23 protein-coding genes and 2 tRNA genes are annotated in these 25,178 nt (G+C 52.3%); 13 read left to right on the top strand and 12 right to left on the bottom strand.

Going from position 1 to position 25,178, the window contains the following annotated elements; all coding sequences use genetic code 11:
* Positions 1-98: 98 nt before the first annotated feature.
* The gene (locus tag ACPXSQ_RS19950; protein ID WP_426144252.1) at positions 99-947 is read left to right on the top strand and encodes a PhzF family phenazine biosynthesis protein; all 849 of its coding nucleotides are present in this window, start codon (positions 99-101) and stop codon (positions 945-947) included.
* 39 nt (positions 948-986) lie between these two features.
* On the opposite strand, the gene ACPXSQ_RS19945 is transcribed toward ACPXSQ_RS19950, so the two are convergent.
* Positions 987-1,745, bottom strand: a complete 759-nt coding sequence (locus ACPXSQ_RS19945) for an SDR family NAD(P)-dependent oxidoreductase (protein WP_014594859.1) — start codon at positions 1,743-1,745, stop codon at positions 987-989.
* A gap of 115 nt (positions 1,746-1,860) precedes the next feature.
* Here ACPXSQ_RS19945 and ACPXSQ_RS19940 point away from each other — a divergent pair, with 115 nt between their 5' ends.
* The 3 genes from ACPXSQ_RS19940 to ACPXSQ_RS19930 all read left to right on the top strand — a co-directional run bounded on the left by ACPXSQ_RS19940 (position 1,861) and on the right by ACPXSQ_RS19930 (position 5,427).
* The gene (locus ACPXSQ_RS19940; protein WP_013027650.1) at positions 1,861-2,760 is read left to right on the top strand and encodes a LysR family transcriptional regulator; all 900 of its coding nucleotides are present in this window, start codon (positions 1,861-1,863) and stop codon (positions 2,758-2,760) included.
* Positions 2,761-2,798: 38 nt separating this feature from the next.
* Positions 2,799-3,818 carry an inner membrane protein YhjD gene (gene yhjD / locus ACPXSQ_RS19935; protein WP_014594860.1) on the top strand — a complete coding sequence of 340 codons (1,020 nt, stop codon included), beginning with the start codon at positions 2,799-2,801 and terminating at the stop codon, positions 3,816-3,818.
* A gap of 277 nt (positions 3,819-4,095) precedes the next feature.
* A complete protein-coding gene (locus ACPXSQ_RS19930) occupies positions 4,096-5,427 on the top strand; it encodes an MFS transporter (protein ID WP_013027652.1) in 1,332 nt (443 codons plus the stop codon).
* 64 nt (positions 5,428-5,491) lie between these two features.
* Here the strand turns inward: ACPXSQ_RS19930 and ACPXSQ_RS19925 are convergent, their stop codons facing one another.
* A complete protein-coding gene (locus ACPXSQ_RS19925) occupies positions 5,492-6,403 on the bottom strand; it encodes a LysR family transcriptional regulator (protein WP_013027653.1) in 912 nt (303 codons plus the stop codon).
* A 118-nt stretch (positions 6,404-6,521) separates the two neighbouring features.
* On the opposite strand from ACPXSQ_RS19925, the gene ACPXSQ_RS19920 reads away from it, so the two are divergent.
* Genes ACPXSQ_RS19920 through ACPXSQ_RS19895 form a run of 6 tightly spaced genes read left to right on the top strand, consistent with a single transcriptional unit; the run spans position 6,522 to position 12,519 of the window.
* On the top strand, positions 6,522-7,493 hold the full coding sequence (locus tag ACPXSQ_RS19920) for an amino acid ABC transporter substrate-binding protein (protein ID WP_014594862.1): 972 nt from the start codon (positions 6,522-6,524) through the stop codon (positions 7,491-7,493).
* A 29-nt stretch (positions 7,494-7,522) separates the two neighbouring features.
* On the top strand, positions 7,523-8,413 hold the full coding sequence (gene hilA, locus ACPXSQ_RS19915) for an L-isoleucine 3(1)-dioxygenase (RefSeq protein WP_014594863.1): 891 nt from the start codon (positions 7,523-7,525) through the stop codon (positions 8,411-8,413).
* Positions 8,414-8,463: 50 nt separating this feature from the next.
* Positions 8,464-9,204 carry a 3(1)-hydroxy-L-isoleucine 4-dioxygenase HilB gene (hilB, locus tag ACPXSQ_RS19910; protein ID WP_272848864.1) on the top strand — a complete coding sequence of 247 codons (741 nt, stop codon included), beginning with the start codon at positions 8,464-8,466 and terminating at the stop codon, positions 9,202-9,204.
* Positions 9,192-9,926 (top strand): SDR family NAD(P)-dependent oxidoreductase, encoded by a 735-nt coding sequence (locus ACPXSQ_RS19905; protein ID WP_014604781.1) that lies wholly within the window; start codon positions 9,192-9,194, stop codon positions 9,924-9,926. Before hilB ends, ACPXSQ_RS19905 begins: the two co-directional genes overlap by 13 nt.
* A 48-nt stretch (positions 9,927-9,974) precedes the next feature.
* Positions 9,975-11,231, top strand: coding sequence for an ATP-grasp domain-containing protein (locus tag ACPXSQ_RS19900; protein ID WP_013027658.1), 1,257 nt, complete (start codon positions 9,975-9,977; stop codon positions 11,229-11,231).
* Positions 11,232-11,277: 46 nt separating this feature from the next.
* Positions 11,278-12,519 (top strand): MFS transporter, encoded by a 1,242-nt coding sequence (locus tag ACPXSQ_RS19895; RefSeq protein ID WP_024472214.1) that lies wholly within the window; start codon positions 11,278-11,280, stop codon positions 12,517-12,519.
* A 118-nt stretch (positions 12,520-12,637) separates the two neighbouring features.
* On the opposite strand, the gene ilvC is transcribed toward ACPXSQ_RS19895, so the two are convergent.
* Complete coding sequence (gene ilvC, locus ACPXSQ_RS19890) at positions 12,638-14,113, bottom strand: ketol-acid reductoisomerase (RefSeq protein WP_013027660.1); 1,476 nt, start codon at positions 14,111-14,113, stop codon at positions 12,638-12,640.
* A 161-nt stretch (positions 14,114-14,274) separates the two neighbouring features.
* Between ilvC and ilvY the strand changes: the two genes are divergently transcribed.
* On the top strand, positions 14,275-15,156 hold the full coding sequence (gene ilvY / locus ACPXSQ_RS19885; protein ID WP_013027661.1) for an HTH-type transcriptional activator IlvY: 882 nt from the start codon (positions 14,275-14,277) through the stop codon (positions 15,154-15,156).
* Here the strand turns inward: ilvY and ilvA are convergent, their stop codons facing one another.
* The 6 genes from ilvA to ilvL all read right to left on the bottom strand — a co-directional run bounded on the left by ilvA (position 15,157) and on the right by ilvL (position 21,713).
* On the bottom strand, positions 15,157-16,704 hold the full coding sequence (gene ilvA / locus ACPXSQ_RS19880; protein ID WP_426144251.1) for a threonine ammonia-lyase, biosynthetic: 1,548 nt from the start codon (positions 16,702-16,704) through the stop codon (positions 15,157-15,159).
* Between the two features lies 1 nt (position 16,705).
* Positions 16,706-18,556, bottom strand: a complete 1,851-nt coding sequence (ilvD, locus tag ACPXSQ_RS19875) for a dihydroxy-acid dehydratase (protein WP_014604778.1) — start codon at positions 18,554-18,556, stop codon at positions 16,706-16,708.
* A gap of 59 nt (positions 18,557-18,615) precedes the next feature.
* Positions 18,616-19,545, bottom strand: coding sequence for a branched-chain amino acid transaminase (locus ACPXSQ_RS19870; protein WP_014604777.1), 930 nt, complete (start codon positions 19,543-19,545; stop codon positions 18,616-18,618).
* An 18-nt stretch (positions 19,546-19,563) separates the two neighbouring features.
* A complete protein-coding gene (ilvM, locus tag ACPXSQ_RS19865) occupies positions 19,564-19,821 on the bottom strand; it encodes an acetolactate synthase 2 small subunit (protein WP_013027665.1) in 258 nt (85 codons plus the stop codon).
* The gene (gene ilvG / locus ACPXSQ_RS19860) at positions 19,818-21,464 is read right to left on the bottom strand and encodes an acetolactate synthase 2 catalytic subunit (RefSeq protein ID WP_014594867.1); all 1,647 of its coding nucleotides are present in this window, start codon (positions 21,462-21,464) and stop codon (positions 19,818-19,820) included. Before ilvG ends, ilvM begins: the two co-directional genes overlap by 4 nt.
* A 150-nt stretch (positions 21,465-21,614) precedes the next feature.
* The gene (ilvL, locus tag ACPXSQ_RS19855) at positions 21,615-21,713 is read right to left on the bottom strand and encodes an ilv operon leader peptide (protein ID WP_071785161.1); all 99 of its coding nucleotides are present in this window, start codon (positions 21,711-21,713) and stop codon (positions 21,615-21,617) included.
* A gap of 330 nt (positions 21,714-22,043) precedes the next feature.
* Here ilvL and ACPXSQ_RS19850 point away from each other — a divergent pair, with 330 nt between their 5' ends.
* Complete coding sequence (locus tag ACPXSQ_RS19850) at positions 22,044-23,564, top strand: YifB family Mg chelatase-like AAA ATPase (protein ID WP_426144250.1); 1,521 nt, start codon at positions 22,044-22,046, stop codon at positions 23,562-23,564.
* 23 nt (positions 23,565-23,587) lie between these two features.
* Here ACPXSQ_RS19850 and ACPXSQ_RS19845 read toward each other — a convergent pair whose 3' ends face one another.
* Positions 23,588-23,926, bottom strand: coding sequence for a DUF413 domain-containing protein (locus ACPXSQ_RS19845; RefSeq protein WP_006121163.1), 339 nt, complete (start codon positions 23,924-23,926; stop codon positions 23,588-23,590).
* A 121-nt stretch (positions 23,927-24,047) separates the two neighbouring features.
* Between ACPXSQ_RS19845 and hdfR the strand changes: the two genes are divergently transcribed.
* Complete coding sequence (gene hdfR, locus ACPXSQ_RS19840) at positions 24,048-24,872, top strand: HTH-type transcriptional regulator HdfR (RefSeq protein WP_013027669.1); 825 nt, start codon at positions 24,048-24,050, stop codon at positions 24,870-24,872.
* Between the two features lie 112 nt (positions 24,873-24,984).
* Here the strand turns inward: hdfR and ACPXSQ_RS19835 are convergent.
* A tRNA-Trp gene (locus tag ACPXSQ_RS19835) sits at positions 24,985-25,060 on the bottom strand.
* An 8-nt stretch (positions 25,061-25,068) separates the two neighbouring features.
* Positions 25,069-25,145: transfer RNA gene (locus tag ACPXSQ_RS19830), tRNA-Asp, on the bottom strand.
* Between the last annotated feature and the right edge of the window lie 33 nt (positions 25,146-25,178).

Here is a 25,178-nt window from a genome sequence, read left to right as displayed (position 1 = left end):
TCCATCCAGTTGCTTAACTTATTCATAGCCCTGTTAACTGACATAAGCAATTGCCGGAGCAAGAAAAAACATCTTTACCTCATTCACAAGGAGTCAAAATGCACGTTGCGTTTAAACAAGTAGATGTATTTACTTCGGCCGCGTTTAACGGCAATCCCCTGGCCGTCATCATGGATGCACAAGGTCTGGACGACAGCCAGATGGCGGCCATCGCACGCTGGACTAACTTATCTGAAACGACCTTTGTCCTGCCGCCGCAGGATAATCAGGCCGACTACCGCGTGCGTATCTTCACCGTAGAGGGCGAACTGCCCTTTGCCGGCCATCCGACGCTCGGTACCGCTCATGCTTTACTGGAAGCGGGCTTCCAGACAAAAACGCCGGGGGTAATAATTCAGGAATGCGGCGTAGGCAACGTGAAGATAAAAATTGCCGACGACAGCACGCTGGCCTTTGCCGCGCCAAAAGCCACCTTAACATCGTTTCATGATGCGCTTATCAGCGCGGCGCTCAACAGCCATGCGCTCGATACCGCGCAGGATGCCGTGGTGGTCGATATGGGCATCCGCTGGCTGCTGATCCCGATGATCAGTGCCGATGCGGTCCTGGCAATTAAGCCTGATATTGCGGATTTACAGCGGCTTGTCCATCACGCCAACGTCACTGGCATTATGCCATTCGGCCCACTGCCCGCAGGAGAAGCGGAACAGTACGAGGTTCGCGGCCTGATAATTGAGCATGGAAGCCTGACCGAAGATCCGATCACCGGCAGCGCCAATGCCTGTCTGGCACGTTACTTCGCCGCTCAGGGCAAGACGCAAAATTATCGTGTCCGTCAGGGTACTCAGGTAAACCGACAGGGACGCGTGACGGTGGAATATCAGGGCGATACGATCTGGATCGGGGGGAAAACCGTGACGGTGATAGAGGGCACCATCAGGCGCTAACCCGGAAGCTGGCACAAGGGCGGCAAAGCCGCCCTAAAATTACAGCGCCTGACCACCCGATGCTTCGATACGCTGCGCAGTGATCCAGCTGGTTTCCTCACTGAGGATGGCGCAAACGGCATCGCCGATATCGTCTGGCAGGCCCACCCGGCCCAGGGCGGTTAATGCGGCGATAGTGTCATTGACCGTTTTATCATCGCGCACGCGCCCGCCGCCAAAGTCGGTCTCAATGGCACCCGGCGCCAGGATGTTAACGCGAATGCGCCGCTCGCCCAGTTCTTTAGCCTGATAGCGCGTCAGCACTTCCATCGCGCCCTTCATTGAGGCATAGGTTCCGGAACCGGGGTACGTCAGGCGGGTTAATCCGCTGGAGATATTCAGAATGCGCCCGCCGTCTGCTATCGCAGGCAATAGCGTCTGAGTCAGGAAGTAAGGCCCCTTGAAATGCACATTCATCAGCGCATCAAATTCAGCCTCGGTGGTCTCAATAAAAGGTTTATAGTGCCCATGGCCGGCATTGTTCACTAAATAATCAAACGTCTCACGCTGCCAGTGCTGTTGCAGTGCATTTTTCACTTCAGACATGAAACGATCAAACTGGCTCAGGTCGCCGACATCCAGCTGGAGCGCCACTGCGCGGCCGCCTGCGCTTTCAATTTCCCTTACCACGTCCTGCGCTTCATGTTGATGACTGCGGTAGGTCAGAATGATATCCCGGCCCTTAGCCGCCAGTTTTACCGCTGCATTCCGGCCTAAACCGCGATTAGCGCCCGTGATCAAGACGATTTTACGATTCATGTTGATTTCCTGTTGCAAAATTGAACACAGGTTGAGGATATTCTTTAGTAATTGTTCTATAAACGCTTAAGAACGAGCAGCACTGTTCCACTTACAACAACAATCGGCAGGCCATATGGATAAAATTCATGCAATGCAGGTTTTCGTCAGAGTTGCAGAGATGGGCAGTTTTACGGCAGCAGCAGAAAGTCTTGGGCTGCCAAAAGGAAGCGTCTCGCGACAAATTCAGGCGCTGGAAAATCAGATGGGAACGCGTCTTTTGCACCGCACCACTCGTCGGGTGCAACTTACCCAGGATGGCTTAGTTTATTACGACCGCTGTCTGGATTTGCTGTCGATGATTAGTGATATGGATAGCCTGTTCCAGCACGATCCCGCCACTTTAAGCGGTAAGCTACGGGTGGATATGTCCGCCGCGATGGCGACCGATCTGATCCTGCCCCGCCTGCCAGAATTTTTGCAGCATTATCCCGGCGTTGAAATCGAGCTCAGCAGCAACGATCGCCAGGTTGACGTTATCCGCGAAGGGTTTGACTGCGTGATCCGCGTTGGCGAGCTGAAGGATTCGGGCCTCATCGCCCGCCGTATCGGCACCCACACCTTAATTAACTGCGCCAGCCCTGGCTATCTTTCACGTTTTGGCCGGCCGATTCGGCTTGAAGAGCTGTCGCAGCATGCCATGGTGCATTACAGTCAGCAGCTCGGCCAGCCTGCCCAGGGCTTTGAGTTTTTCGATGGCAAGCAGTGCCACTATGTGCACACCGGCGGGGTTGTCACCGTCAACAGCACCGAAACCTATCGCGCGGCCTGCCTCGCGGGGCTGGGCATTATCCAGGTGCCGACCGTGGGGATTCACAAATATCTGGAAAGCGGTGAGTTGGTGGAGGTGCTGCATGCCTTCCCGGCAAAACCGATGCCGATTCATTTACTTTATCCCCATCGCCGTAACGTCGCCCGTCGCGTTCGGGTATTTATGGAGTGGTTAAGTCAGGTGCTTCAGGAGTATGTCACCTGAGAGGCTATAATGTGTTTTTTACGTTTAACAGGAAGTGAATGTCTATGACAGACGAACAGGACAACGCAAAAGACGCACAGTCACCCAAACCACTGATTGATATCAAAACAGGTAACAAGTCTGTCGATCGTTCGATCGTGCGGGTTTCACGTTTTGCCACCTGGTTTCAGGCCATACCCGCCGTTGCCCATTTTATTCGTGCGCTTGACCGGTTTAACGATCGTCTCGGTAGCCAGTTTGGCGCAGCCATTACCTATTTTTCATTTTTATCATTAATCCCGATTTTAATGGTGTCCTTTGCCGCCGTGGGTTTTGTGCTGGCATCGAATCAGGATCTGCTGACCGATATCATCAACAAAATCGTCAGCAGCATCAGCGATCCCTCACTGGCAACGACCTTGAAAAATACCGTCAACACGGCCATTCAACAGCGCGCGACCGTGGGGATTACGGGTCTGCTGTTGGCGCTATATTCGGGCCTGAACTGGATGGGCAACCTGCGGGAAGCGATTCGCGCTCAGTCGCGTGACGTCTGGGAACGCCAGCCCGACGATAAAGAGAAAATCTGGAAACGCTATATTCGCGACTTCTTATCGCTGACAGGATTGATGCTGGCTCTGGTCATTACCCTGTCGTTAACCTCTGTCGCAGGCTCTGCCCAGGCGATGATCGTGAGCGCGTTAGGTCTGGATGGCATCGAATGGTTACGTCCTGCGCTGACAATTATCGCGACCTCGATTTCCGTAATGGCAAACTATTTGTTGTTCCTGTGGATTTTCTGGATTTTGCCTCGCCATAAGCCCCGTAAGAAGGCGCTGCTGCGCGGTACGCTGCTGGCGGCAGTGGGTTTCGAAATCATCAAGTTTGTCATGACGCTGACCTTACCAAAACTGGCCACCTCGCCCTCAGGTGCCGCATTTGGGTCGGTATTGGGATTAATGGCCTTCTTTTATTTCTTTGCTCGTCTGACGCTGTTTTGCGCCGCATGGATTGCCACCGCGAAATACAAAGACGATCCGCGTATGCCGGAAAAAGGCGCGCTAACCACTCACAAATGACAATACTGCGTTAAACCAGCGTAAAATATCCCCCTCCGGTTATTTATTCATCAACTTACAGGATGAATAACTGAGGGGTCACTTTTCTTCAGCGCTTTCTTAGAGTATCTCGCCATATTTGCGTCACTTAACGCTGCCATTCTCCGGCATTTAACACATCACAAAAATTTTCCACTTTTGCCGGCGCAACGTCGCTAACCACGCGGCTTTCCGCCATTGAATGCCGTTATACAGGTGCGTAAGATTCCCTATCTGTCATTAAAAATAAGAAACATTTATGCAAGCCTCCATCTCAGAACCGCTCGATCAGCAAAACGATCCCACGCCAGTAAACTCACGAAGTAAAGTGGTTATCGCCTCGCTGGTTGGCACCGCTATCGAATTCTTCGATTTCTATATTTATGCCACCGCAGCCGTCATCGTTTTCCCTCATATCTTCTTTCCTCAGGGTGATGCGACCGTCGCGACGTTGCAGTCGCTGGCCACCTTTGCGATTGCGTTCATCGCCCGTCCCATCGGCTCTGCCCTGTTTGGTCACTTTGGCGATCGCGTAGGCCGTAAAGCCACCTTGGTTGCCTCACTGCTGACGATGGGGATCTCGACCGTGGTTATCGGTTTATTACCCAGCTACCAGAGCATTGGCGTTCTGGCTCCGCTGCTGTTGGCGCTGGCGCGTTTTGGTCAGGGGTTGGGCCTGGGCGGTGAGTGGGGCGGCGCAGCCCTGCTGGCGACGGAAAATGCACCTGCCAAAAAGCGGGCGCTGTACGGCTCCTTCCCGCAGTTGGGCGCACCGATTGGCTTTTTCTTTGCCAACGGCACCTTTCTACTGCTCTCCTGGCTGCTGACCGATGAGCAATTTATGCAATGGGGCTGGCGCGTCCCTTTTGTTCTGTCTGCCGTACTGGTCTTGATTGGTCTGTACGTACGCGTATCGCTGCATGAAAGCCCGGTATTCGCCAAAGTACAGAAAGAGAAGAAACAGGTACGTGTGCCGATTGCCTCGCTCCTGAGCAAACATCTGACGGCAACGATACTTGGCACCTTTATCATGCTTGCCACCTATACGCTGTTTTACATCATGACCGTTTACTCAATGAGTTACGGCACCGCCGCCGCGCCAGCCGGACTGGGGATATCCCGTAACAGTATGCTGTGGATGCTGATGATGGCGGTGATTGGATTTGGCGTGATGGTGCCGATTGCGGGCCTGCTTGCTGACCGCTTTGGTCGCCGTAAAACCATGATCGTCATTACGCTGATGATTATTGGCTTTTCATTCCTGTTTCCGGCCATGCTGGGATCCGGCTCTCAGGCGCTGGTGATGGCGTTCCTGCTGCTGGGCTTGAGCATTATGGGGCTGACGTTTGGCCCGATGGGTGCGCTGCTGCCTGAGCTGTTCCCGACGGAAGTGCGTTATACCGGCGCATCCTTCTCCTATAATCTGTCGTCGATTTTAGGTGCGTCGGTTGCGCCCTATATTGCGACCTGGCTGAACGCGCACTATGGCTTGTACGCTGTCGGATTGTACCTGGCTTCCATGGCTTTCCTGACGCTGATTGCACTGATTGCCTGCAAAGAAACCCGGCATCAAACGCTGTATGAAGTGTGATACCCGATAACGCTAAAGATACTCAACCCGGCTCAGGCCGGGTTTTTTATCGTTTCCGATCACGCTATTTCGCTTTAAGCCAGGCCATAAAATCGTCGATAAAGACACGGGTTTTTAGTGGTAACAGACGGTTGGGTAAGGTAATGGCGTAAGTGGTCATTGAGAGCGTATTTTCAATCCGCCAGTCTGGTAACACGCGGCGTAACTGCCCGTTGAGCAAATAACCATTTGCAATAAAGGTGGGGATTAACGCAATACCCACACCCTGCAATATCGCATCGATCATGGCATCACTGTTATTTATCATCAGCCGGGGCGTGAGTGTAACGCTCTCCATCGTGTCGTTTAACCAGAAACGCCATTCACCGCGAAACTGTGCGTCGTCAGGGAAGAAAATATTATGCTGTTTGAGGTCGCCCGGCATATCAGGCAGCCTTTGATCGTAGTGCTCTGCACATACTAAAACATAGTCAACAGGCATTAATGCCCGCGCTACCATATTGATGGGTGGCGTATCCGTGACGCGCAATGCCAGGTCGTACGACTCATGCGTGAGGTTAATCAGATGGTCAGTGAGATTGAGCTCAATATTGATTTCAGCATAGCGTCGCAGAAAACCAGGCAGGAACGGCGTCAGTAAAATCTTCCCAAGCGTTGTCGGCGCAGTAATACGCAGTAACCCCTTAGGGACATCGCTGTAACTGTCTGCCTGAGAAAACAGGGATTTAGTTGCGGCGATAACTGATAAAGCCTGGTGATATATTTCCTGTCCGGCCTCGGTCACAGCGAGCGCGCGCGTCGAGCGGGTAAAGAGTAAAACATTTAGCCTTTTTTCCAACCTGTCTATCATACGACTCACTGAAGACGGCGTCATGGATAGCGCTCTGGCAGCTGAGGAAAAGCTACCACTTTCAACCACCTGAACAAACAAAACCAATCCAGGCAAGACTTCCGTTAATTCATTTATGTTCTTCACGCACAGCTCTTTTGCATCTCAACTATCTAGCCAAGCTAGCACTGAACAGTATGATGTTCAACAGAGGTTTACATCCGTGAAACCTTATTATTCTTAATACTTTAATTACAGGCTAGCTATGTTTGAACATGCAGTAATCAAACGCATTGAACAACATGACGTATTAAATGTTGGTGTGAGTTTAGGTTTTAAAGGCCTTTCGCAGCGCGATCCCCTCAACAACAGCTGGAATGGATTTGATATTGATTTGGCACGCGCTGTGGCTATCAGCGTGCTGGGAGACGGCGGCAAAATCCATTTTATACCTTTGCAATCGGCTGATCGCTTCCAGGCCCTACGTGATGGCGTCATCGATCTTGGCACCTTTAACGCTAGCGTGACCTTTCAGCGCGAAGCGGAGTACGGCATTAATTTCCTACATCCGATGTTGTTTGATGGGGAAGTGCTGATGACTCCGCGCAGTAACCTCACTGAAGAAACGCCACAAGCCAGGTTCACTCGTCAGCGTCGTATTGCTGCGATGCGTGGCTCAACAACTGAAGAGAACCTCACTCGCTATTTTGATGAACTTAACCTGCCCTGTGAGATTCTGCTATTTGACTCTCCGCAGCAAGCGAGGCAAGCCTACGAATCAGGAGAATGTGATATCTACTGTCTGGATGGTTATCTGCTAGCGGGTGAACATCACCAGTTAACAGACAGCAGCCAACATCTTATCCTGGACGATCGCATTTCACTTGAGGCAATGGCACCCGCCGTTAGCGCCAGTGATTCACAGTGGTATATTGCGACAAAATGGGTTATGCGCGCACTGATTGAAGCTGAGAATCTGGGTATTACCCAAAAAAACATTTTAGAAAAAAGTGATAATCCTGAGGGTTATTTAAAAACGTTTCTCTATCCCGATGTGAATTTGTGTTCGCAACTCGGTCTACAACCTGACTTTATTAGAGAGATAATACGTAAAATTGGCAACTATGGTGAGATTTTTGAGCGTAACCTGGGTAAAAACTCAGAATTAAAACAACAGCGCCGCGACAATAAACCTTGGGCGGAAGGCGGAATGCTCTGGTCACCTCTTTTTATTTGATTTCTTAAATTCAATGGCATGGAAACATTATGACTGATTTACTGACCTTAGAACCTACGCAAACAATATTAACGGGTTCAAAAAAAACAAACTTTGGCTATCTGGAATCAACAGATGGCGTTATTAACTTCTCCATTGTTAAAAACATTATTCTTAACGGCCATCATCATGGCAATGTTTTATATGTTATTCGTAATTACGCATCAAAAGCCGTGTGCGAAAAACTTGCAAAAAACTTTGATTACAGGGTCACCCAAAGTGGAGGGAATCGCGCTGACGATGGCTTTGTTTTAACCAATCAGATCGGTGCAACGCAGTTTTCGCGTAATGGTGAACAATATATTCATGAGGTCAATCGTGTGAACCAAAGCGTCGCCGACCTGATGAAAGCAACCAGCGCAGAAGATAGTGAATCACTTTTCCTCAACCTGACGCTGGAAAAAGAATTTTTAGAACGAGGTATTCATTTTGGTCCGGCACGATTCAAAAACGGCTATGCCTGTTTTGCAACCTTTCGTCGCTGGCTTGATAACGGTGTGATGTCACTTATGCCACATGAAGATATGGCACAGGTTGACTTTGCAAAAGAAGACGGCTTTGAGATTGCGAATACTCAAACTGTAACAGCCTATAATGTTTGTCTGGAAGCTGCGCAGGGTGGTGGCCAACTTAAAATCTGGAATCTCATTCCCGACCAGGTGTGCCGTGAAACACTTGGCGTAACACGAACAGGTTATCCTTATCCACCCCATCTGTTAAATGAAACCGAATCCCTTTCTGTTCAGCTTAATGCTGGCGATCTTTACTTTATGAATGCTTGTCACTTACACGGCGTAAGCAGTGTAAGTGAAGGAAGCCGACTCACTGCTGGACGATTTATTGGAAAACTGAATGACCGTAAGGTGGTTTACTGGACATAGCTTATGGAATGTATTTAAAACTATCCTTTTAATGCAGAGATAAATAAACGATGGAATATGCAACGCATCTCTCCAGGCAAGGCTATGCCTTTATTCCCGGTGATTATTATCGTTCAACTGAAGCCATGCAGTTTTCGAATAAAGAAGATTTCTTAGATGAGCTGGAAGAATTAAAAAAAGGCTATGAGAATTTACTTCTTGATCCTTATTCGCCAGGAAACCGCTGGCGCGGTTATGCTCAATGCAAAAAAAATGAAAAGGGCGAATTAACCTTTGGAAAATTCAACCCTTATAAACAAACAAAAGCTTTTAATCCTGATACTGGTGATATTGTTCGCGATTATCCGCTATTGCCTGAAGCGATCACCCGCAATCGTCTGTTTCAAACGCTGTTGCACGATGATTTATCGTTAGTAGACGCTTATGAAAGCATTGGCCCTGTCGACAGCCTGACCATTGGCATTCATTTTTTTCGTTATCAGGCCACGGAAAATGAGCCTGCTTATAGCTCGCCCGTCTGGCTGCATAAAGACGATGAAGACGTGGTGTTTGTGCATATGATTAATGCCTCACCGAACATGCTGGGCGGAGACAGTCTGATTGCCAGCCATCCTCGCAGCATTGATCGCGTGCTGCGTCTGGAACAGCTTTTTGACACCTTAGTGGTTAATCACGACAAACTTCATGCCGTCACTCCCGTTGGCGCACGTGAAAACAGTGGCCCTGCTCAACGCGACATCATTCTGATCACGTTTCAGAAAAACGAGGAGAAGACAGCATGTCCGGTCTGAAGCTTAAAGCCATTATCACGGGGGCATCCAGCGGAATTGGCCGCGCGCTGGTCAAGGCTTTCCTGGACAAAGGTTATCAGGTTGAGGGTATCGATCGTTCATCATCGGAATTTAACGATACGTCAGCCTATCGCCATCATCAGCTGGACGTGACTGACTCAGTCAGCCTGGCTGCACTTTTCGAAACTCTGGAGTACGGCGAGGCTAATAACGTTCTGATTAACTGTGCCGGTACGCGTGAAATTTGCAGTATCGCGGATTTAACGCTGGCGCAGTGGGAATCCGTTTTTGCCCTTAACGTGACAGCCAGTTTTATAGCAGGTCGTGCTTTTTGCCAACAGTTGGTAAACCAGAACCGCCCCGGAAATATGGTTAATTTGGCCTCCGTTTCAGGATTGATGGGCGAGCCTGATCGAACGGCTTATGTCTCATCAAAACACGCCGTCATCGGCCTGACGAAACAACTGGCACTCGAATACGGCAAACACGGTATTCGTGTCAATGCGATTGCGCCCGGCGTTATTCGTACGCCACTGACGGAGTCTTATTACCACGATGACTCGCAGCTTGAAAAAATTAAGCGTGGCCAGTTTTTACCGGTACTAGGTGAGACAGGTGACGTTGCCGCAGCGGCACTTTATCTGACCGCCCCGGAGAATCGTTTTGTCACAGGTTCAACACTGGTCATCGATGGTGGCTGGACGCTGGGAAAAGATCTTTAACTTTCTTGGGTCAGATAAACGGCCCAACCTCTTTGCAGGAGAAGCAACATGGATAAGCGTTATATATTAATCTTAGGCGGCGAGTTTTCCCTTCGTGAACGTGTATTAGCCGGTGCACTGCGCGCAGCAGGCGGAATGCAGGTGCTCACCATGGCAAAAAATCGTACCAGTGCCGCAATCAAATTTTTTGACGGCTATTTGTCAGGTGATGTCGCCGATGAAAACGCCGTATTGGATGCGGTAAAAGCCCATGAGGCCTCAACCGGATGCAAACCCGCCGCGGCTATCCCCATGAATGATTTCACTGTCCGCGCCGCCAGTCTGGTGGCTGAACATTATCAGCTTCACGGTAATAGTCGTCAGACTATTCATAATTGCCGTGACAAGTTTGTCATGAAGCAACTGCTGGAGAAGGCCGGATTACCGGTGCCACGTTTTGCCGCATTCAGTACGCTGGAAGAACTCAGACACCATATTCGTGATATTGGGCTGCCTGTCGTTATTAAGCCCCGTGAAATGGCAGGTAGTCTTGGTGTTCTGAAGATTACCCGTGAAGAGGAGATTGAACCGAGCTTTGCCAGAAGTGTGGCTGACGTCATCTCACTTAACGGTGAATCCTATGCTCCCGAAGACCTGTTCCAAGTGGAAGAGTACATTCCCTCCCTTCAGGAAGTCAGCGTCGAGGTAATAAATCAAGGTGACTACCACAAAGCTATTGCGGTAACGGATAAATACCTGGGCGAGGAACCTCATTTTGTTGAAGTGGGGCACAGTGTCCCTTCCGTTCATGCCAGTAACCCACAGTTGCGGGATATCGCGGAGCGCGCCTGTCATGCCCTGGGCATTCATTATGGCGTGGCGCATTTTGAAGCGCGAATTACCCCCGCCGGAGAGATCAAAATCATTGAAGTGGGTGCCCGCACCGGCGGCGACACGATTATGGATCTGGTTGAACGGAGCTATGGCATTAATCCTTATGAGCTGCATGTAGCAAGCCATTTAAACGCCCTTAAACCTCTTGCAGAACCTTTAGTGCCGAAAGGCCTGAGTGCGGTGGCCTTTATAAAAGCGCCTGTCGGTACAATTGAGAAAGTGACACTTCCTGCCAGCCTTCCTGATCACATTGTGAATATGCAGATCACCGCAAAACCGCTGGATACATCGAAGAAGCTCGAGTCCTGGAAAACACGTGAGGGATCGGTAGAGTTTTTTTGGCCCAGCCGGAAACCGGAAACCGGTTTTAATGAGCATCTACGCACAGCGGATGACCTGGCGACTACGCTCTTTACCTTACGCCAGGCGTAATTATTTTTGAGCCGCTGCAAAGCGGCTTTCAAGCAGGAGTACCCTTATGTCTGCTGAAAACTTCGGTTTAAAGCGCTTCGTTTTTTCCCGTTTTGTCGGCGCGTTGTGCGATCAGTTCTTACTGTTTGCTGTTCCTCTGGCTATTCTCAAGGCGACAGGGTCGCTTACGCTTTCATCCCTGGCCTTTGTCATTGAATGGCTGCCACGCATTATTTTCTTCCCGTTATCGGGATTTATGGCTGACCGCATCAAGCCCCGTTTCATCTTTTTCAATGTCGATGCTCTTCGTGCCTTACTGATGGGGGCCGTCTTCGCCCTTCTTTACTGGTATCCGGGGTCAACTTTTCCGGCCCTGGCCGCGATGATGGCTTTGTTGTCTGTAGCCTATGTACTCAACTTTGTGGCCACGGATGCCCTCTTGCCTCGTCATTTGTCCAGTGAAGCCTTGCCGAAAGCCCACTCCATGCTCCAGGGCGTCGATCAAATCACTATGGTATTGGGGCCTGCTATCGCGGTTGCGATTTCTTCGTGGGGCGGCATCGACAGCATTTTGATCGTCGCAGCTGTTCTGTTTGCCATTTCGGCTATTAATTATCTTTTTTTGGAAACACACGATCTAGAGGTGACGGAAAAGCTAGGGTTTCATACCTTACTGGCATCTAACCGAACGGCATTGCACGTGCTCAAGAAAAACAAAATACTGCTGCATCTTTGCGCCCTGACCTGGGTCGTGAATCTGGTTTACGGCGCGGCACTGGTCGTGAGCGCAGCGGTCATTTTAAAAGAGTTCAACCTGTCCGATCGCTACTTTGGCGCCTTGCAGACAACAGCAGCTCTCGTCACTATCGTGGCATTCTTCTTTGTTCCCAGGTTTGCCAGCCGCTTTGGTTTGTCCACGTTGGGAACATTTTCGTTTTGCGCCATGATTCTTGCGGGTGCCGTAATGTCGCTGTCCGTTGATTACGCAATGTATCTGGCAGGCTATGCTGTGCTGATGGCTTTTGACGGTGCATTCAGTGTTTATTTGCGCACGTTGAGAAGCCAGGTCATTCCTAAAGAACATTTAGGGAAAACCATGGGAATTATTGGCTTGATGAACATGTGTTCAGTACCGGCGAGTGGGGCTGTGGTATCGCTGCTGTCCGGGCATTTTATGCCGCTGCAAATCATTAGCATTATTCTGGTTGCCGCATTAGTGTTTGGCTTGCTTTTGATTTTCTTCGGGCGCCGTGTCTTTGGCTATAAAAGTTTATTACCCCCAGTGATCGTGTCAGAGCCATCCTGTTAACTTTTTTCATACCTGAATTTTCATAACAAGCCGCAGGCTTAATACATAAAAAGGGCGCAGCCAGATGGCTGCGCCCTTTTTGCATGTGCTGTTTTGCTGAAAACAGTGGCGGTGCGGCTTAGCCCGCAACCGCGATGCGTTTCATATCCGTCATGTAGCCACGCAGTTTGCGACCTACCTGCTCGATAGGATGCTGACGAACGGCCTCGTTAACGTCGCGCAGCTGTGCGTTATCCACCTGAGTGCCTTCAATGGCTTTGCCCAGATCGCCCGGCTGCAGCGTGGTCATGAACTCTTTCAGCAGTGGAACGGCCGCGAAGGAGAACAGGTAGTTACCGTACTCAGCGGTATCAGAAATCACCACGTTCATTTCGTACAGGCGCTTACGGGCAATGGTGTTGGCAATCAGCGGCAGCTCATGCAGCGATTCGTAGTAAGCCGACTCTTCGATGATGCCTGCATCAACCATTGTTTCAAATGCCAGCTCAACGCCCGCTTTGACCATCGCAACCATGACAACGCCTTTATCGTAGTACTCCTGCTCTTCGATTTTGCCATCGAACTGAGGTGCGGTTTCGAACGCAGTTTTACCGGTCTCTTCGCGCCAGGTCAGCAGTTTCTTATCGTCGTTAGCCCAGTCGGCCATCATGCCCGCAGAGAAATCGCCGGAAATGATGTCATCCATGTGCTTCTGGAACAGAGGGGCCATGATGCCTTTCAGCTGCTCAGACAGCGCGTAAGCACGCAGTTTGGCCGGATTCGACAGGCGATCCATCATCAGCGTAATGCCACCAAACTTCAGGGATTCGGTGATGGTTTCCCAGCCAAACTGAATCAGTTTTTCGGTGTATGCCGCATCGTGACCTTCTGCCACCAGCTTGTCGAAGCACAGCAGAGAACCGGCCTGCAGCATGCCGCATAGAATGGTCTGCTCACCCATCAGGTCAGATTTCACTTCCGCAACGAAAGAGGATTCCAGCACGCCAGCACGGTCGCCACCGGTGGCAGAAGCCCAGGCTTTGGCGATCGCCATGCCTTCACCTTTTGGATCGTTTTCCGGGTGAACCGCGATCAGCGTCGGAACACCGAAACCACGCTTGTATTCTTCACGCACTTCGGTGCCGGGGCACTTCGGCGCAACCATCACGACGGTGATGTCTTTACGGATGGTTTCGCCCACTTCAACAATGTTGAAACCATGTGAATAGCCCAGCGCGGCACCGTCTTTCATCAGTGGCTGTACAGCCTGAACAACGGCGGAGTGCTGTTTGTCCGGCGTCAGGTTGACCACCAGGTCCGCCTGTGGAATCAGTTCTTCGTAAGTGCCAACTTTAAAACCATTTTCTGTCGCTTTACGGAATGAGGCACGTTTTTCAGCAATCGCTTCTGCACGCAGCGTATAGGACACATCCAGACCCGAATCACGCATGTTCAGGCCCTGATTCAGACCCTGAGCACCACAGCCCACAATCACAATCTTTTTGCCTTTCAGGAAGCTGGCGCCATCCGCGAATTCGTCACGCCCCATAAAACGACATTTGCCCAGTTGCGCTAACTGGTTGCGCAGATTCAGTGTATTGAAGTAATTAGCCATGGGTACTCCGGTTAAATGTTGTGTTTGCTTTTGTCTGATGACGGCATAAGGTTCAGCGCCGCGAATGACCCCATCATATGACAGGATTTCTGTTGCTTAAATTGATATATTAACAACGTTACATTGCAATAATTGCAATGCCGTCCTGAGGTGGACCCCCTATGGATTTACGCGATCTCAAATTGTTTTTGCATCTGGCAGAAAGCTGCCATTTTGGCCGCACCGCACGCGCCATGCACGTCAGCCCTTCCACGCTGTCGCGCCAGATCCAACGCCTGGAAGAGGATGTGGGCCACGCCTTATTTCTGCGCGATAACCGCACCGTGGCGCTCACCGAAGCGGGCGAAAGACTTAAGCTGTTTGCCCAACAAACCTTACTGCAGTATCAACAATTGCGCCACGCTATGGATCTCAATGGTCCTTCACTTAGTGGTGAACTGCGCCTGTTTTGCTCGGTGACCGCCGCGTACAGCCATCTGCCCCCTATTCTGGATCGCTTTCGCGCCGAGCATCCTCAGGTCGAAATCAAACTCACCACCGGCGATGCGGCGGATGCGATTGAAACGGTGCAGTCGGGCAATGCAGACCTGGCTATCGCGGGCCGGCCTGAGTCGCTACCGGCCAGCATCGACTTCACCACACTGGGGCTGCTGCCGCTGGGGCTGATTGCGCCTGCGCTGCCCTGCCCGGTACGCAGTCAGGCAACGGAAGAGGCACCTGACTGGACGCAGATTCCGTTTATTTTGCCCGAGCAGGGGCCGGTTCGTCGGGCCATTGAACTGTGGTTTCGTCGTCACCGCATTGTTAACCCGTTGATTTACGCCACGGTTGCGGGCCATGAAGCGATCGTTTCCATGGTGGCGCTTGGCTGTGGCATTGCCCTGTTGCCGGATGTGGTGCTGGAAAACAGCCCTGAGCCGGTACGTAACCGGGTGTTACCGCTGGAGAACGTGGAGTCCGTTGCACCGCTAGAGCTGGGGGTTTGCGTACAAAAAAAGCGGCTCGGGGAGCCGCTTATCAGTGCGTTCTGGCATCAGTTGTAGTTACTGACCGGCCAGGAAAAAGCGGAACGCCGGGTTATGGGTTTCGTCGTGGAAATCATAGCCCAGGTCGGTAAGGTGCTCTTCAAAACGTGGCTCATCGCTGCCGAGCTCAAACGCCGTGAGCACCCGACCATAATCCGTGCCGTGGCTGCGGTAATGGAACAACGAGATATTCCAGTGCGTGCCCAGCGTTTGCAGAAATTTGAGCAACGCACCGGGCGCTTCCGGGAATTCAAAGCTAAACAAACGCTCACGCAGCGGCTTGGAAGGCCGTCCGCCCACCATGTAACGCACATGCAGCTTCGCCATCTCATCGTCAGACAGATCCACCACCTGATAGCCGTTTTCCGTTAACTGACTAATGATCTCTGCTCGCTCTTCCATCCCGCGCGTCAGGCGCACCCCCACAAAGATGCAGGCTTTGTCGGTGTCGGCATAGCGATAGTTGAATTCGGTAATCGAGCGACCACCCAGCGTCTGGCAGAACTTCAGGAAACTGCCCTGCTGTTCCGGTATGGTGACGGCCAGAAGCGCTTCACGTTGTTCACCCAGCTCGCAGCGTTCAGAAACATAGCGCAAGCCATGGAAGTTAACGTTAGCACCCGACAACACGTGCGCCAGGCGCTCGCCTTTGATGTCATGCTGCTGAACGTATTTCTTCATGCCTGCCAGCGCCAGCGCCCCTGAAGGCTCCGCCACGGCGCGCACATCTTCAAACAGATCTTTCATGGCCGCGCAGATCGCATCGCTGTCCACGGTGACGATATCGTCGAGAAATTCCTGACACAGGCGGAAGGTTTCATTACCGATGCGTTTCACCGCCACACCTTCGGCAAATAATCCCACGCGCGGTAAATCTACCGGCTCACCGGCGTCCAGCGCTGCCTTCAGGCAGGCTGAATCCTCTGACTCTACGGCAATCACTTTGATTTGCGGCATCAGCTGTTTGATCAGGACGGCCACACCGGCAGCCAGACCACCGCCGCCCACCGGGACAAAGACCCGATCGAGATGGGCGTCCTGCTGCAGCAGCTCCATCGCCAGCGTACCCTGTCCGGCAATAACCGCCGGATGGTCAAACGGTGGGACAAAGGTGTAACCCTGCTGCGTCGCTAACTCAATAGCTTTAGCTTTTGCCTCATCAAAGTTGGCACCAAACAGAAAGGCTTCTCCGCCAAATGCAAGCACGGCATCCACCTTAATGTCGGCAGTGGCAAGCGGCATCACGATCAGCGACTTGATGCCCAGCTTCGTGGCGGATAAGGCAACGCCCTGAGCATGGTTGCCCGCAGACGCGGTGACGACGCCGCGTGCTTTCTGCTCTTCGTTAAGTCCGGCAATCATCGCGTAAGCACCGCGCAGTTTAAAACTGTGCACCGGCTGGCGATCTTCTCGCTTGACCAGAATGGTATTGCCCAGACGCGCCGAGATTTTTTCCATCTTCTGCAGCGGGGTAACCTGTGCCACTTCGTATACCGGTGAACGCAATACAGCGCGCAAATACTCGGCGCCGCAGGGCGCCTCGGGTAGCGGTTGAGCCTCAGCCATTTTAGCCTCCCAGCTTACTCTTATCGCGCACGGCACCTTTGTCGGCACTGGTGGCAAGCGATGCATAGGCGCGCAGGGCAAACGACACTTCGCGCTGACGGTTCATCGGCGTGTAAGCGGCATCGCCACGTGCTTCCTGCTCTTCACGGCGCGCGTGCAGTTCATTATCCGGCACGGCCAGCTTGATGCCGCGGTTAGGAATATCAATTTCAATGGTATCGCCATCTTTAACCAGCGCGATGGTGCCGCCATTAGCTGCCTCGGGTGAGGCATGACCAATGGAGAGGCCAGAGGTACCGCCAGAGAAGCGACCGTCGGTGATCAGGGCACAGCTCTTACCCAGCCCCATTGATTTCAGGTAGGTGGTGGGATACAGCATTTCCTGCATGCCCGGTCCGCCTTTTGGCCCTTCGTAGCGAATCACAACCACGTCACCTGCCACCACTTTGCCACCGAGGATGGCTTCTACTGCGTCATCCTGGCTTTCATACACCTTGGCCGGGCCGCTGAAGGTCAGAATCTCTTTATCGACGCCCGCCGTTTTCACGATACAGCCATCTTCGGCGATGTTGCCGTACAGCACGGCCAGACCGCCATCCTGAGAATAGGCGTTTTCGCGCGTGCGGATACAGCCTTCAGTACGGTCATCATCCAGCGTGTCCCAACGGCAATTCTGTGAGAACGCCTGGGTGGTGCGAATACCGGCCGGGCCCGCGCGGAACATGTCCTTCACGGCCTGGTCCTGGGTCAGCATGATGTCGTACTGATCGATCGTTTCACGCATGCTTTGCTGCAGGATGTTGCGTGCGCTGGTGTCAATAAGTCCGGCACGATCCAACTCGCCGAGAATACCGATCACGCCACCGGCGCGGTGCACATCTTCCATATGGTATTTGGGGGTACTGGGTGCGACTTTGCACAGCTGAGGCACTTTGCGCGACAGGCGATCGATATCAGAGATATTGAAGTCGATCTCGCCTTCCTGCGCGGCAGCCAGCAAGTGCAGCACGGTATTCGTTGAGCCGCCCATGGCGATATCCAGCGTCATGGCATTTTCAAACGCAGCCTTAGTGGCGATGTTACGCGGCAGCATGTTGGCATCGTCCTGCTCGTAATAGCGTTTGGTCAGGCTCACGATGCGCTTACCGGCGTTGATAAACAGTTCTTTACGGTCGGCGTGGGTGGCCAGCAGAGAACCGTTACCCGGTTGCGACAGGCCCAGCGCTTCAGTCAGGCAGTTCATGGAGTTTGCAGTGAACATGCCTGAACAGGAGCCGCAGGTCGGACAGGCGGAGCGTTCAATCTGCTCGCTGTCGGCATCGCTGACGTTCGGGTTAGCGCCCTGGATCATGGCATCCACCAGATCCAGCTTGATGATCTGATCGGAGAGCTTGGTTTTACCGGCTTCCATCGGGCCGCCGGACACAAAGATAACCGGAATGTTAAGGCGCAGTGACGCCATCAACATGCCGGGGGTGATTTTGTCGCAGTTAGAGATGCAGACCATGGCATCGGCACAGTGCGCATTCACCATGTACTCGACGGAGTCAGCAATCAGTTCCCGGGAAGGCAGAGAATACAGCATGCCGCCATGGCCCATGGCAATACCGTCATCCACCGCTATCGTGTTGAACTCTTTGGCCACGCCACCAGCCGCTTCGATTTGCTCGGCAACCAGCTTACCCAGATCACGCAGGTGAACGTGGCCCGGCACAAACTGGGTGAAGGAGTTCACGACGGCGATAATCGGTTTGCCGAAATCATCGTCGGTCATTCCTGTTGCGCGCCAGAGGGCACGGGCACCGGCCATGTTGCGGCCGTGGGTGGTGGTAGCGGAACGGTACTTAGGCATGCTCTTTACTCCAGTGAAAATAAGTTCGCGGACATCCAGCGACATCCGCGCAGGTCTGGTTATGCGTTAACCGGGTCCAGCCAGCCCCATTTGTCTTCAGTCTCGCCGGTGAACAGGCCGAAGAAGGCCTGCTGAACGCGTTTGGTGACGGGGCCGCATTTGCCTGCGCCAACCTGAATGCGGTCAACGCTACGCACTGGGGTAATTTCAGCTGCGGTGCCAGACATAAAGACTTCATCAGCCAGATAGAGCGACTCACGGGACAGCGTCTGTTCACGTACTTCGATGCCCATATCACGCGCCAGCGTAATAATGGCATCGCGGGTGATGCCCGGCAGTGCAGATGAGGTAAACGGCGGGGTAAACAGCACACCGTCTTTCACTTCAAACAGGTTTTCGCCTGCGCCTTCTGAGATCAGGCCATTGGTGTCCAGTGCAATGCCTTCCTGATAACCATGGCGGCGCGCTTCGCTGCCCACTAACAGTGAGGAAAGGTAGTTGCCGCCTGCTTTCGCCGCGGTTGGCAGCGTATTGGGCGCAACACGGTTCCATGAAGAAACCATCGCATCAATACCGTTTTCCAGCGCTTCAGCACCCAGATAAGCGCCCCACGGGAAGGCCGCAATGATCACGTCGGTCGTAAAACCATCCGGCGGGTTCACGCCCAGTCCCACATCACCGACGAAAGCCAGCGGGCGGATATAGGCGCTTTTCAGGTTGTTGACGCGAATGACTTCACGGCAGGCTTCCATCAGTTCATCAACGCTGTGTTTGATTGGGAAACGGTAGATTTTGGCGGAATCGTGCAGGCGCTGCATGTGCTCACGGTGACGGAATACAACCGGCCCTTTATGGGAGTCATAACAGCGAACGCCTTCAAATACCGATGTGCCGTAGTGCAAAGCGTGAGACATCACGCTGACTTTTGCCTCTTCCCACTTAACCATTTCGCCGTTGAACCAAATAAAGTCTGCTTTCTTCGTGCTCATTATTATTTCCTATAGCGACTACGCGCGTATTTGTTGTGATGTCTGTTGTTGAGTCTGGACGCAGGCGACATCCATCAGTTTTCTTAGCTGGGAAGACAGTAAATCGACAGAGCGCTGGCTGGCAACGGTCATTTCGATATTAATGTTTTCAGTGTTAGCCACGGTGGCCATGTTCATGGAACACACCTGAAAACCACGATGGCGTACCACACGTAAAATACGTTCCAATATTTCAGGTCGAAAGCGCGCTTCGATAGACAATTGATGCTGGTTCATACGGTTTTCTCCATCATGTTGGCGTTGCTGGCACCAGGCGGTACCAATGGCCAGACGTTTTCATGCTCATCGATTGAAACATGCAGGAAGTAAGGTCCTTCACTGCTCAGCAGAGCATCGAGTGCGGCGTCGACCTGATCTTTACGGGTGATGCGCTGGCCTGGGATATCAAACGCGCTGGCCAGCGTAAGGAAGTCGGGATTATCAGTCAGGATGGTTTCACTGTAGCGACCATCAAAAAACAGTTGCTGCCACTGGCGCACCATGCCTAAACGCTGGTTGTCCAGCAGCAGAATTTTTACAGGCAGCTTGCCACGCTTGATGGTGCCCAGCTCCTGAATGTTCATCATGATCGAGCCATCGCCCGAGACGCAGATAACCGTATCGTTGGGACGCGCAACCTGCGCACCGATCGCCGCGGGCAGCCCAAAGCCCATGGTGCCTAATCCGCTGGAGGTGATGAAATCTTCAGGCGCGTCACAGGAGATATGCTGGGCCGCCCACATCTGGTGCTGGCCGACGTCGGTCGTGATCACGGTGTTAGCAGGCTTGCGGTCGGACAGTTGTTTCAATAATAACGGCGCATAGATCGCTTCGCCGGGATGATCGTAGCGCCATGCATGCTGGGCTTTCAGGGCGGCGACTTCGTCACGCCATGTCTGAATCTGTAAAGGCTGGCTCAAGGCTGGCAGGACATGGTTAAGATCGCCCTGCAGTGAAACATGCGCACGGCGCAACTTGTTCAGTTCTGCGGGATCAACATCCAGATGAATCACGCTGGCCAGCGGGGCAAACGTATCCAGTTTACCGGTGACGCGGTCGTCAAAACGCGCGCCAACGGCAATCAACAGGTCACAGGACTGCACGGCAAGGTTTGCGGCCTTAGTACCGTGCATGCCCAGCATGCCCAGATAGCCTTCGCTGTGGGCGTCAACACTTCCCAGGCCTTTCAGCGTGGCGACAGCAGGGATGCCGGTCTCCTGCATCAGCGCGCGCAGCGCCGGCACGGCCTGCGCCATCCCTACACCGCCGCCCACATAGAATATCGGCTTTTTAGCCTGAGCCATCATGGCGCGCGCTTCAACAATGGCCTGGTGCGGCATCGACATCACTTCTTCGACCGGCATCAACTGCGGCGAAGGCTCGCCTTTTGCCATCTGGATATCTTTCGGGATATCCACTAATACAGGACCGGGGCGACCTGACTGGGCAATAGCGAAGGCTTCGGCCATGACGGAAGGCAACTCGTCCAGAGACTCAACCATAAAGCTGTGTTTCGTGCAGGCTAATGACAGGCCAAGAACATCGATTTCCTGGAATGCATCCGTGCCGATGAACGCAGAGGCGACCTGCCCGGTTAAGGCGACGACCGGAACAGAGTCCATCATGGCGTCGGCAAGACCGGTGATCAGATTCGTCGCGCCGGGGCCAGAGGTTGCGATGCAAACGCCGGTTTTGCCGGTTGAACGGGCATAGCCGATTGCGGCCATTACCGCGCCCTGCTCATGACGGCACAACAGGTGTTCAACGCCGCCGTCGTATAGCGCATCGTATACTGGCATGATCGCGCCACCAGGATAGCCAAATACGATATCAACGCCCTGTGCGCGTAAAGCCTGAACTACCCATTGTGCACCTGTCATCGCTATTCTCCTGTATTCCGAGGGGAACAACAGAATTTTATGCTACTGTTCATTGTTTGTTCCTTGCAGATTTACTAAGTTTTTGCCAGGTCAAAAAAAAACCCCCGGACCTTTCGGTGCGGGGGGTTTTTTAGAGTTCTGGCTTGATTTTTAAGCCTTTCTTGCTCCAAGCGTTGCCCCGCACAGTGGGTTAATAATCACCACCACGCTAATCACGACAAGGCTAATCACTAGTAGAAGGGCTTTCATAACGTATTCGATTCTTTAACTCGTTCGAAGTAATGCCTACAGAGTTATCATAGTTACCTCTCTAATTACAATATTTTTTATCAGGTTTTTTAATCACGCAGGTTTACCGTATTCATTATCGAATTGTTATTAAAAGATTATTTTATCATCCGGGGTTCCGGACAAAAAAAGGCCGCTCATTGCATTTTGACGATTTCACAGTCTGCTTCTGCAAAATGTGAAACCCGATGTATGGCAGATAAAAAGTTTGCTGGGCGACATACATTTCCTTGTTCTGGGCTTCGCTACACCTGAATTCCGGGTACAGAATGGCCGCATTTGGGGGCCGCTATGTCATTGTCAAAGGTGCTGACACGGGCAGCCATCGGTGTTGAAGCGCCGCTGGTGACGATTGAAGTACATATCAGTAACGGATTGCCCGCCCTCACGTTGGTAGGGTTGCCTGAAACGACCGTGAAAGAGGCGCGTGAACGCGTACGCAGTGCCATTATCAACAGCGGTTTTGACTTCCCTGCCCGACGTATCACCATCAACTTAGGCCCGGCAGATTTACCCAAAGAAGGCGGCCGCTATGATTTGCCTATGGCTATCGCCATTCTGGTGGCCTCTGAGCAGCTTCCTGCGGACAGGCTCAACCACTACGAGTTTCTGGGTGAGCTGGCGCTTAACGGTGGCCTGTGTGGCGTTAAAGGCGCCATTCCGGCGGCACTGGCTGCGACAGGAGCCGGCCGGCAGCTGGTGCTCTCTGCTGAAAACCAGCCTGATGTGGGATTGATACGTCAGGGCGCGACTTTAGTCGCCGCACATTTGATCGAGATTTGTGCCTTTTTGCACGGTAAGTGTGAGTTAGCGACCGCAACCGCTCATGTTAAAGATGATGACGGCATTACCGAAGATCTTCGCGATATTGTGGGTCAGGAGCAGGGACGGCGTGCCCTGGAGATTACCGCTGCAGGTGGACATAATCTGTTGCTGATCGGTCCGCCGGGAACCGGTAAGACCATGCTCGCCACACGCTTACCCGGTATCATGCCGCCGTTAAGCGATCAGGAAGCCCTGGAGTGCGCCGCCATCGCCAGCCTGAGCCAGACATCTGCATTACATCTGCGATGGCGTAAGCGGCCTTTTAGAGCCCCTCATCACAGCGCTTCGCTGTATGCCCTTATCGGGGGCGGTGCGTTACCACGACCCGGAGAAATCTCGCTGGCACATAACGGCGTGCTGTTTCTGGACGAACTGCCTGAGTTTCAGCGCAGCGTGCTGGACGCGTTACGTGAACCCATTGAGTCCGGCGAAGTGGCCATTTCGCGGGCCAGGGCCAACGTCGTTTATCCCGCACGCTTTCAGTTAATCGCAGCAATGAATCCCAGCCCAACCGGACACTATCAGGGACAACATAACCGTACGTCGCCACAGCAGGTTTTACGCTATCTCAGTAAACTTTCTGGTCCTTTCCTGGATCGCTTTGATCTGTCACTGGAAGTTCCGCTGCTTCCTGCGGGAATGCTGAGTCAGCAACGGCAGGCAGGGGAAAGCTCTGCAGAAGTGCGTGAGCGCGTTTTTGCCGCGCGTCAGATACAGATGGCGCGCTCAGGGAAGATTAATGCGCAGTTGGCTAATTCAGATGTACTACAGTGGTGTCAGATTTCGCCGTCGGATGCACGGTGGCTTGAGTCTGTTTTAAATCAGCTGGGCTTATCGGTGAGGGCGTGGCAACGTATCCTGAAAGTGGCGCGCACGGTGGCCGATTTAGCGGGGGAAGAGGTGATTGGACGTCATCATCTTCAGGAGGCCGTAAGCTATCGAAGCATTGACCGACTGATGATCTATTTGCACAAAAGCTTGCAGTAAAAAGGGGCTTTCACCCCTTCTCGTTAATCGTCGCTTTCGGTGTAGTCTTCAACGGTATCCATCTGTGGTTTACCGCCTGACAGCGTGTGAAAACGCTTAGGACGCTTAATACGTGTCATGTATTTGGACCATACACGTTCTGCTTCCGTTTGTGGCTCACGCACGCCACGACAAACCTCAATGAACAGACGCTCTTCTTCTGTCGCTGGCTCACGCTTGGCGAGGTCCAGCTCATTAAACGCTACGCCGTGACGTTCAAGTAGCTGTGCTTCTTTAATCGTAAAGTCACCATGTCGCGAAAAACCGCGTGGGTAATGTTTGTTGTCAAAGAAACGATTTTCCGTTGAGAAGCTTTCCGCCATGTTACACGCTCCTGTTTCTCTTATGGCCGTGCTATTTATGGCGCGGAGTATTAGATAGGCTTGACAGAGTGTAAAACAAAACATTTAAATCTATACGACAAACAAATTTTGGGAGAACGCTGTGGATACGGAATTACTGAAAACTTTCTTGGAAGTGAGCAGAACTCGCCATTTCGGGCGCGCTGCAGAAGCACTTTACTTAACGCAGTCTGCTGTCAGTTTTCGCATCCGCCAGTTAGAAAATCAGCTTGGTGTTAATCTTTTTACCCGACATCGTAACAATATCCGTCTGACCTCCGCAGGTGAGCGGCTGCTGCCCTATGCGGAAAGCCTGATGAATACGTGGCTGATGGCCAAGAAAGAAGTGTCGCATACGCAGCAGCACCATGAGCTCTCCATTGGTGCCAGTGCCTCGTTATGGGAGGCGTATTTAACACCCTGGCTTCAGACGCTCTATGAGAACCGTGAAAGCCTCCATCTGGAAGCGCGCGTGGCACAACGCCATTTACTGGTTAAGCAGCTTCACGAACGTCAGCTGGATTTATTAATCACCACTGAAGCGCCGAAGATGGATGAGTTAACCAGTCAGCAGATCGGTCATATCTCACTGGCGCTGTTTCGCTCACGACAGACAGACAAGCGTGAAAAATATGATTATATAAAACTGGAATGGGGAGCCGACTTTCATCAGCATCAAAGCTATCTCTCTGGCGGTGACGATGTGCCCGTGTTAACAACCACATCCGCCCAGGTGACGCGTGAGTTGCTTCACACGACAGGTGCATGTGCGTTTCTACCTGATTTCTGGCAAAGCCTTTACAGCGATCTGATGGTAATGCCTGATACTTCTGTAGCCGTTCGCCCTCTTTATGCGGTGTGGTTACAAAACAGCGATCAGCAAACGTACATCCGTCAGCTGTTAAAGTTTCCTGTGGTACCTAATTAAAAACAGGAGGAAGTCAAAGAGGATTGGGCCAGTATCTGCTGGCTGGTTTTCTTTTTCACTTTTTTGCAGGCAAAAAAAAATCCTTCGCCGAAGCAAAGGATTTTTCTCTTTCTGGCAGGGGCGGAGGGACTCGAACCCCCAACACCCGGTTTTGGAGACCGGTGCTCTACCAATTGAACTACGCCCCTAAAAAGGGTGGCGGAACGGACGGGGCTCGAACCCGCGACCCCCTGCGTGACAGGCAGGTATTCTAACCAACTGAACTACCGCTCCACCGATTCTGTACTGACGTCAGAAAAACGTTCT

This window comes from Pantoea sp. EEL5, from assembly GCF_049892805.1.
Taxonomy (GTDB): Bacteria; Pseudomonadota; Gammaproteobacteria; order Enterobacterales; family Enterobacteriaceae; genus Pantoea; species Pantoea ananatis.
The sequence above is the reverse complement of the archived record's forward strand: the minus strand, read 5'-3'. Positions and strand labels throughout refer to the sequence as shown.

Coding starts and splice junctions, on each gene's coding strand:
- ACPXSQ_RS19940 (WP_013027650.1), top strand. CDS start 1,861: ATGGATAAAATTCATGCAATGCAGGTTTTCGTCAGAGTTGCAGAGATG.
- ilvA (WP_426144251.1), bottom strand. CDS start 16,704: ATGGCTGAGGCTCAACCGCTACCCGAGGCGCCCTGCGGCGCCGAGTAT.
- ACPXSQ_RS19905 (WP_014604781.1), top strand. CDS start 9,192: ATGTCCGGTCTGAAGCTTAAAGCCATTATCACGGGGGCATCCAGCGGA.
- ilvM (WP_013027665.1), bottom strand. CDS start 19,821: ATGAACCAGCATCAATTGTCTATCGAAGCGCGCTTTCGACCTGAAATA.
- ilvG (WP_014594867.1), bottom strand. CDS start 21,464: ATGACAGGTGCACAATGGGTAGTTCAGGCTTTACGCGCACAGGGCGTT.
- hilB (WP_272848864.1), top strand. CDS start 8,464: ATGGAATATGCAACGCATCTCTCCAGGCAAGGCTATGCCTTTATTCCC.
- ACPXSQ_RS19850 (WP_426144250.1), top strand. CDS start 22,044: ATGTCATTGTCAAAGGTGCTGACACGGGCAGCCATCGGTGTTGAAGCG.
- hilA (WP_014594863.1), top strand. CDS start 7,523: ATGACTGATTTACTGACCTTAGAACCTACGCAAACAATATTAACGGGT.
- ACPXSQ_RS19930 (WP_013027652.1), top strand. CDS start 4,096: ATGCAAGCCTCCATCTCAGAACCGCTCGATCAGCAAAACGATCCCACG.
- ilvC (WP_013027660.1), bottom strand. CDS start 14,113: ATGGCTAATTACTTCAATACACTGAATCTGCGCAACCAGTTAGCGCAA.
- ilvY (WP_013027661.1), top strand. CDS start 14,275: ATGGATTTACGCGATCTCAAATTGTTTTTGCATCTGGCAGAAAGCTGC.
- ACPXSQ_RS19895 (WP_024472214.1), top strand. CDS start 11,278: ATGTCTGCTGAAAACTTCGGTTTAAAGCGCTTCGTTTTTTCCCGTTTT.
- ACPXSQ_RS19845 (WP_006121163.1), bottom strand. CDS start 23,926: ATGGCGGAAAGCTTCTCAACGGAAAATCGTTTCTTTGACAACAAACAT.
- ACPXSQ_RS19950 (WP_426144252.1), top strand. CDS start 99: ATGCACGTTGCGTTTAAACAAGTAGATGTATTTACTTCGGCCGCGTTT.
- ACPXSQ_RS19920 (WP_014594862.1), top strand. CDS start 6,522: ATGTTTGAACATGCAGTAATCAAACGCATTGAACAACATGACGTATTA.
- ilvD (WP_014604778.1), bottom strand. CDS start 18,556: ATGCCTAAGTACCGTTCCGCTACCACCACCCACGGCCGCAACATGGCC.
- ACPXSQ_RS19945 (WP_014594859.1), bottom strand. CDS start 1,745: ATGAATCGTAAAATCGTCTTGATCACGGGCGCTAATCGCGGTTTAGGC.
- ACPXSQ_RS19870 (WP_014604777.1), bottom strand. CDS start 19,545: ATGAGCACGAAGAAAGCAGACTTTATTTGGTTCAACGGCGAAATGGTT.
- ACPXSQ_RS19900 (WP_013027658.1), top strand. CDS start 9,975: ATGGATAAGCGTTATATATTAATCTTAGGCGGCGAGTTTTCCCTTCGT.
- ilvL (WP_071785161.1), bottom strand. CDS start 21,713: ATGAAAGCCCTTCTACTAGTGATTAGCCTTGTCGTGATTAGCGTGGTG.
- yhjD (WP_014594860.1), top strand. CDS start 2,799: ATGTCTATGACAGACGAACAGGACAACGCAAAAGACGCACAGTCACCC.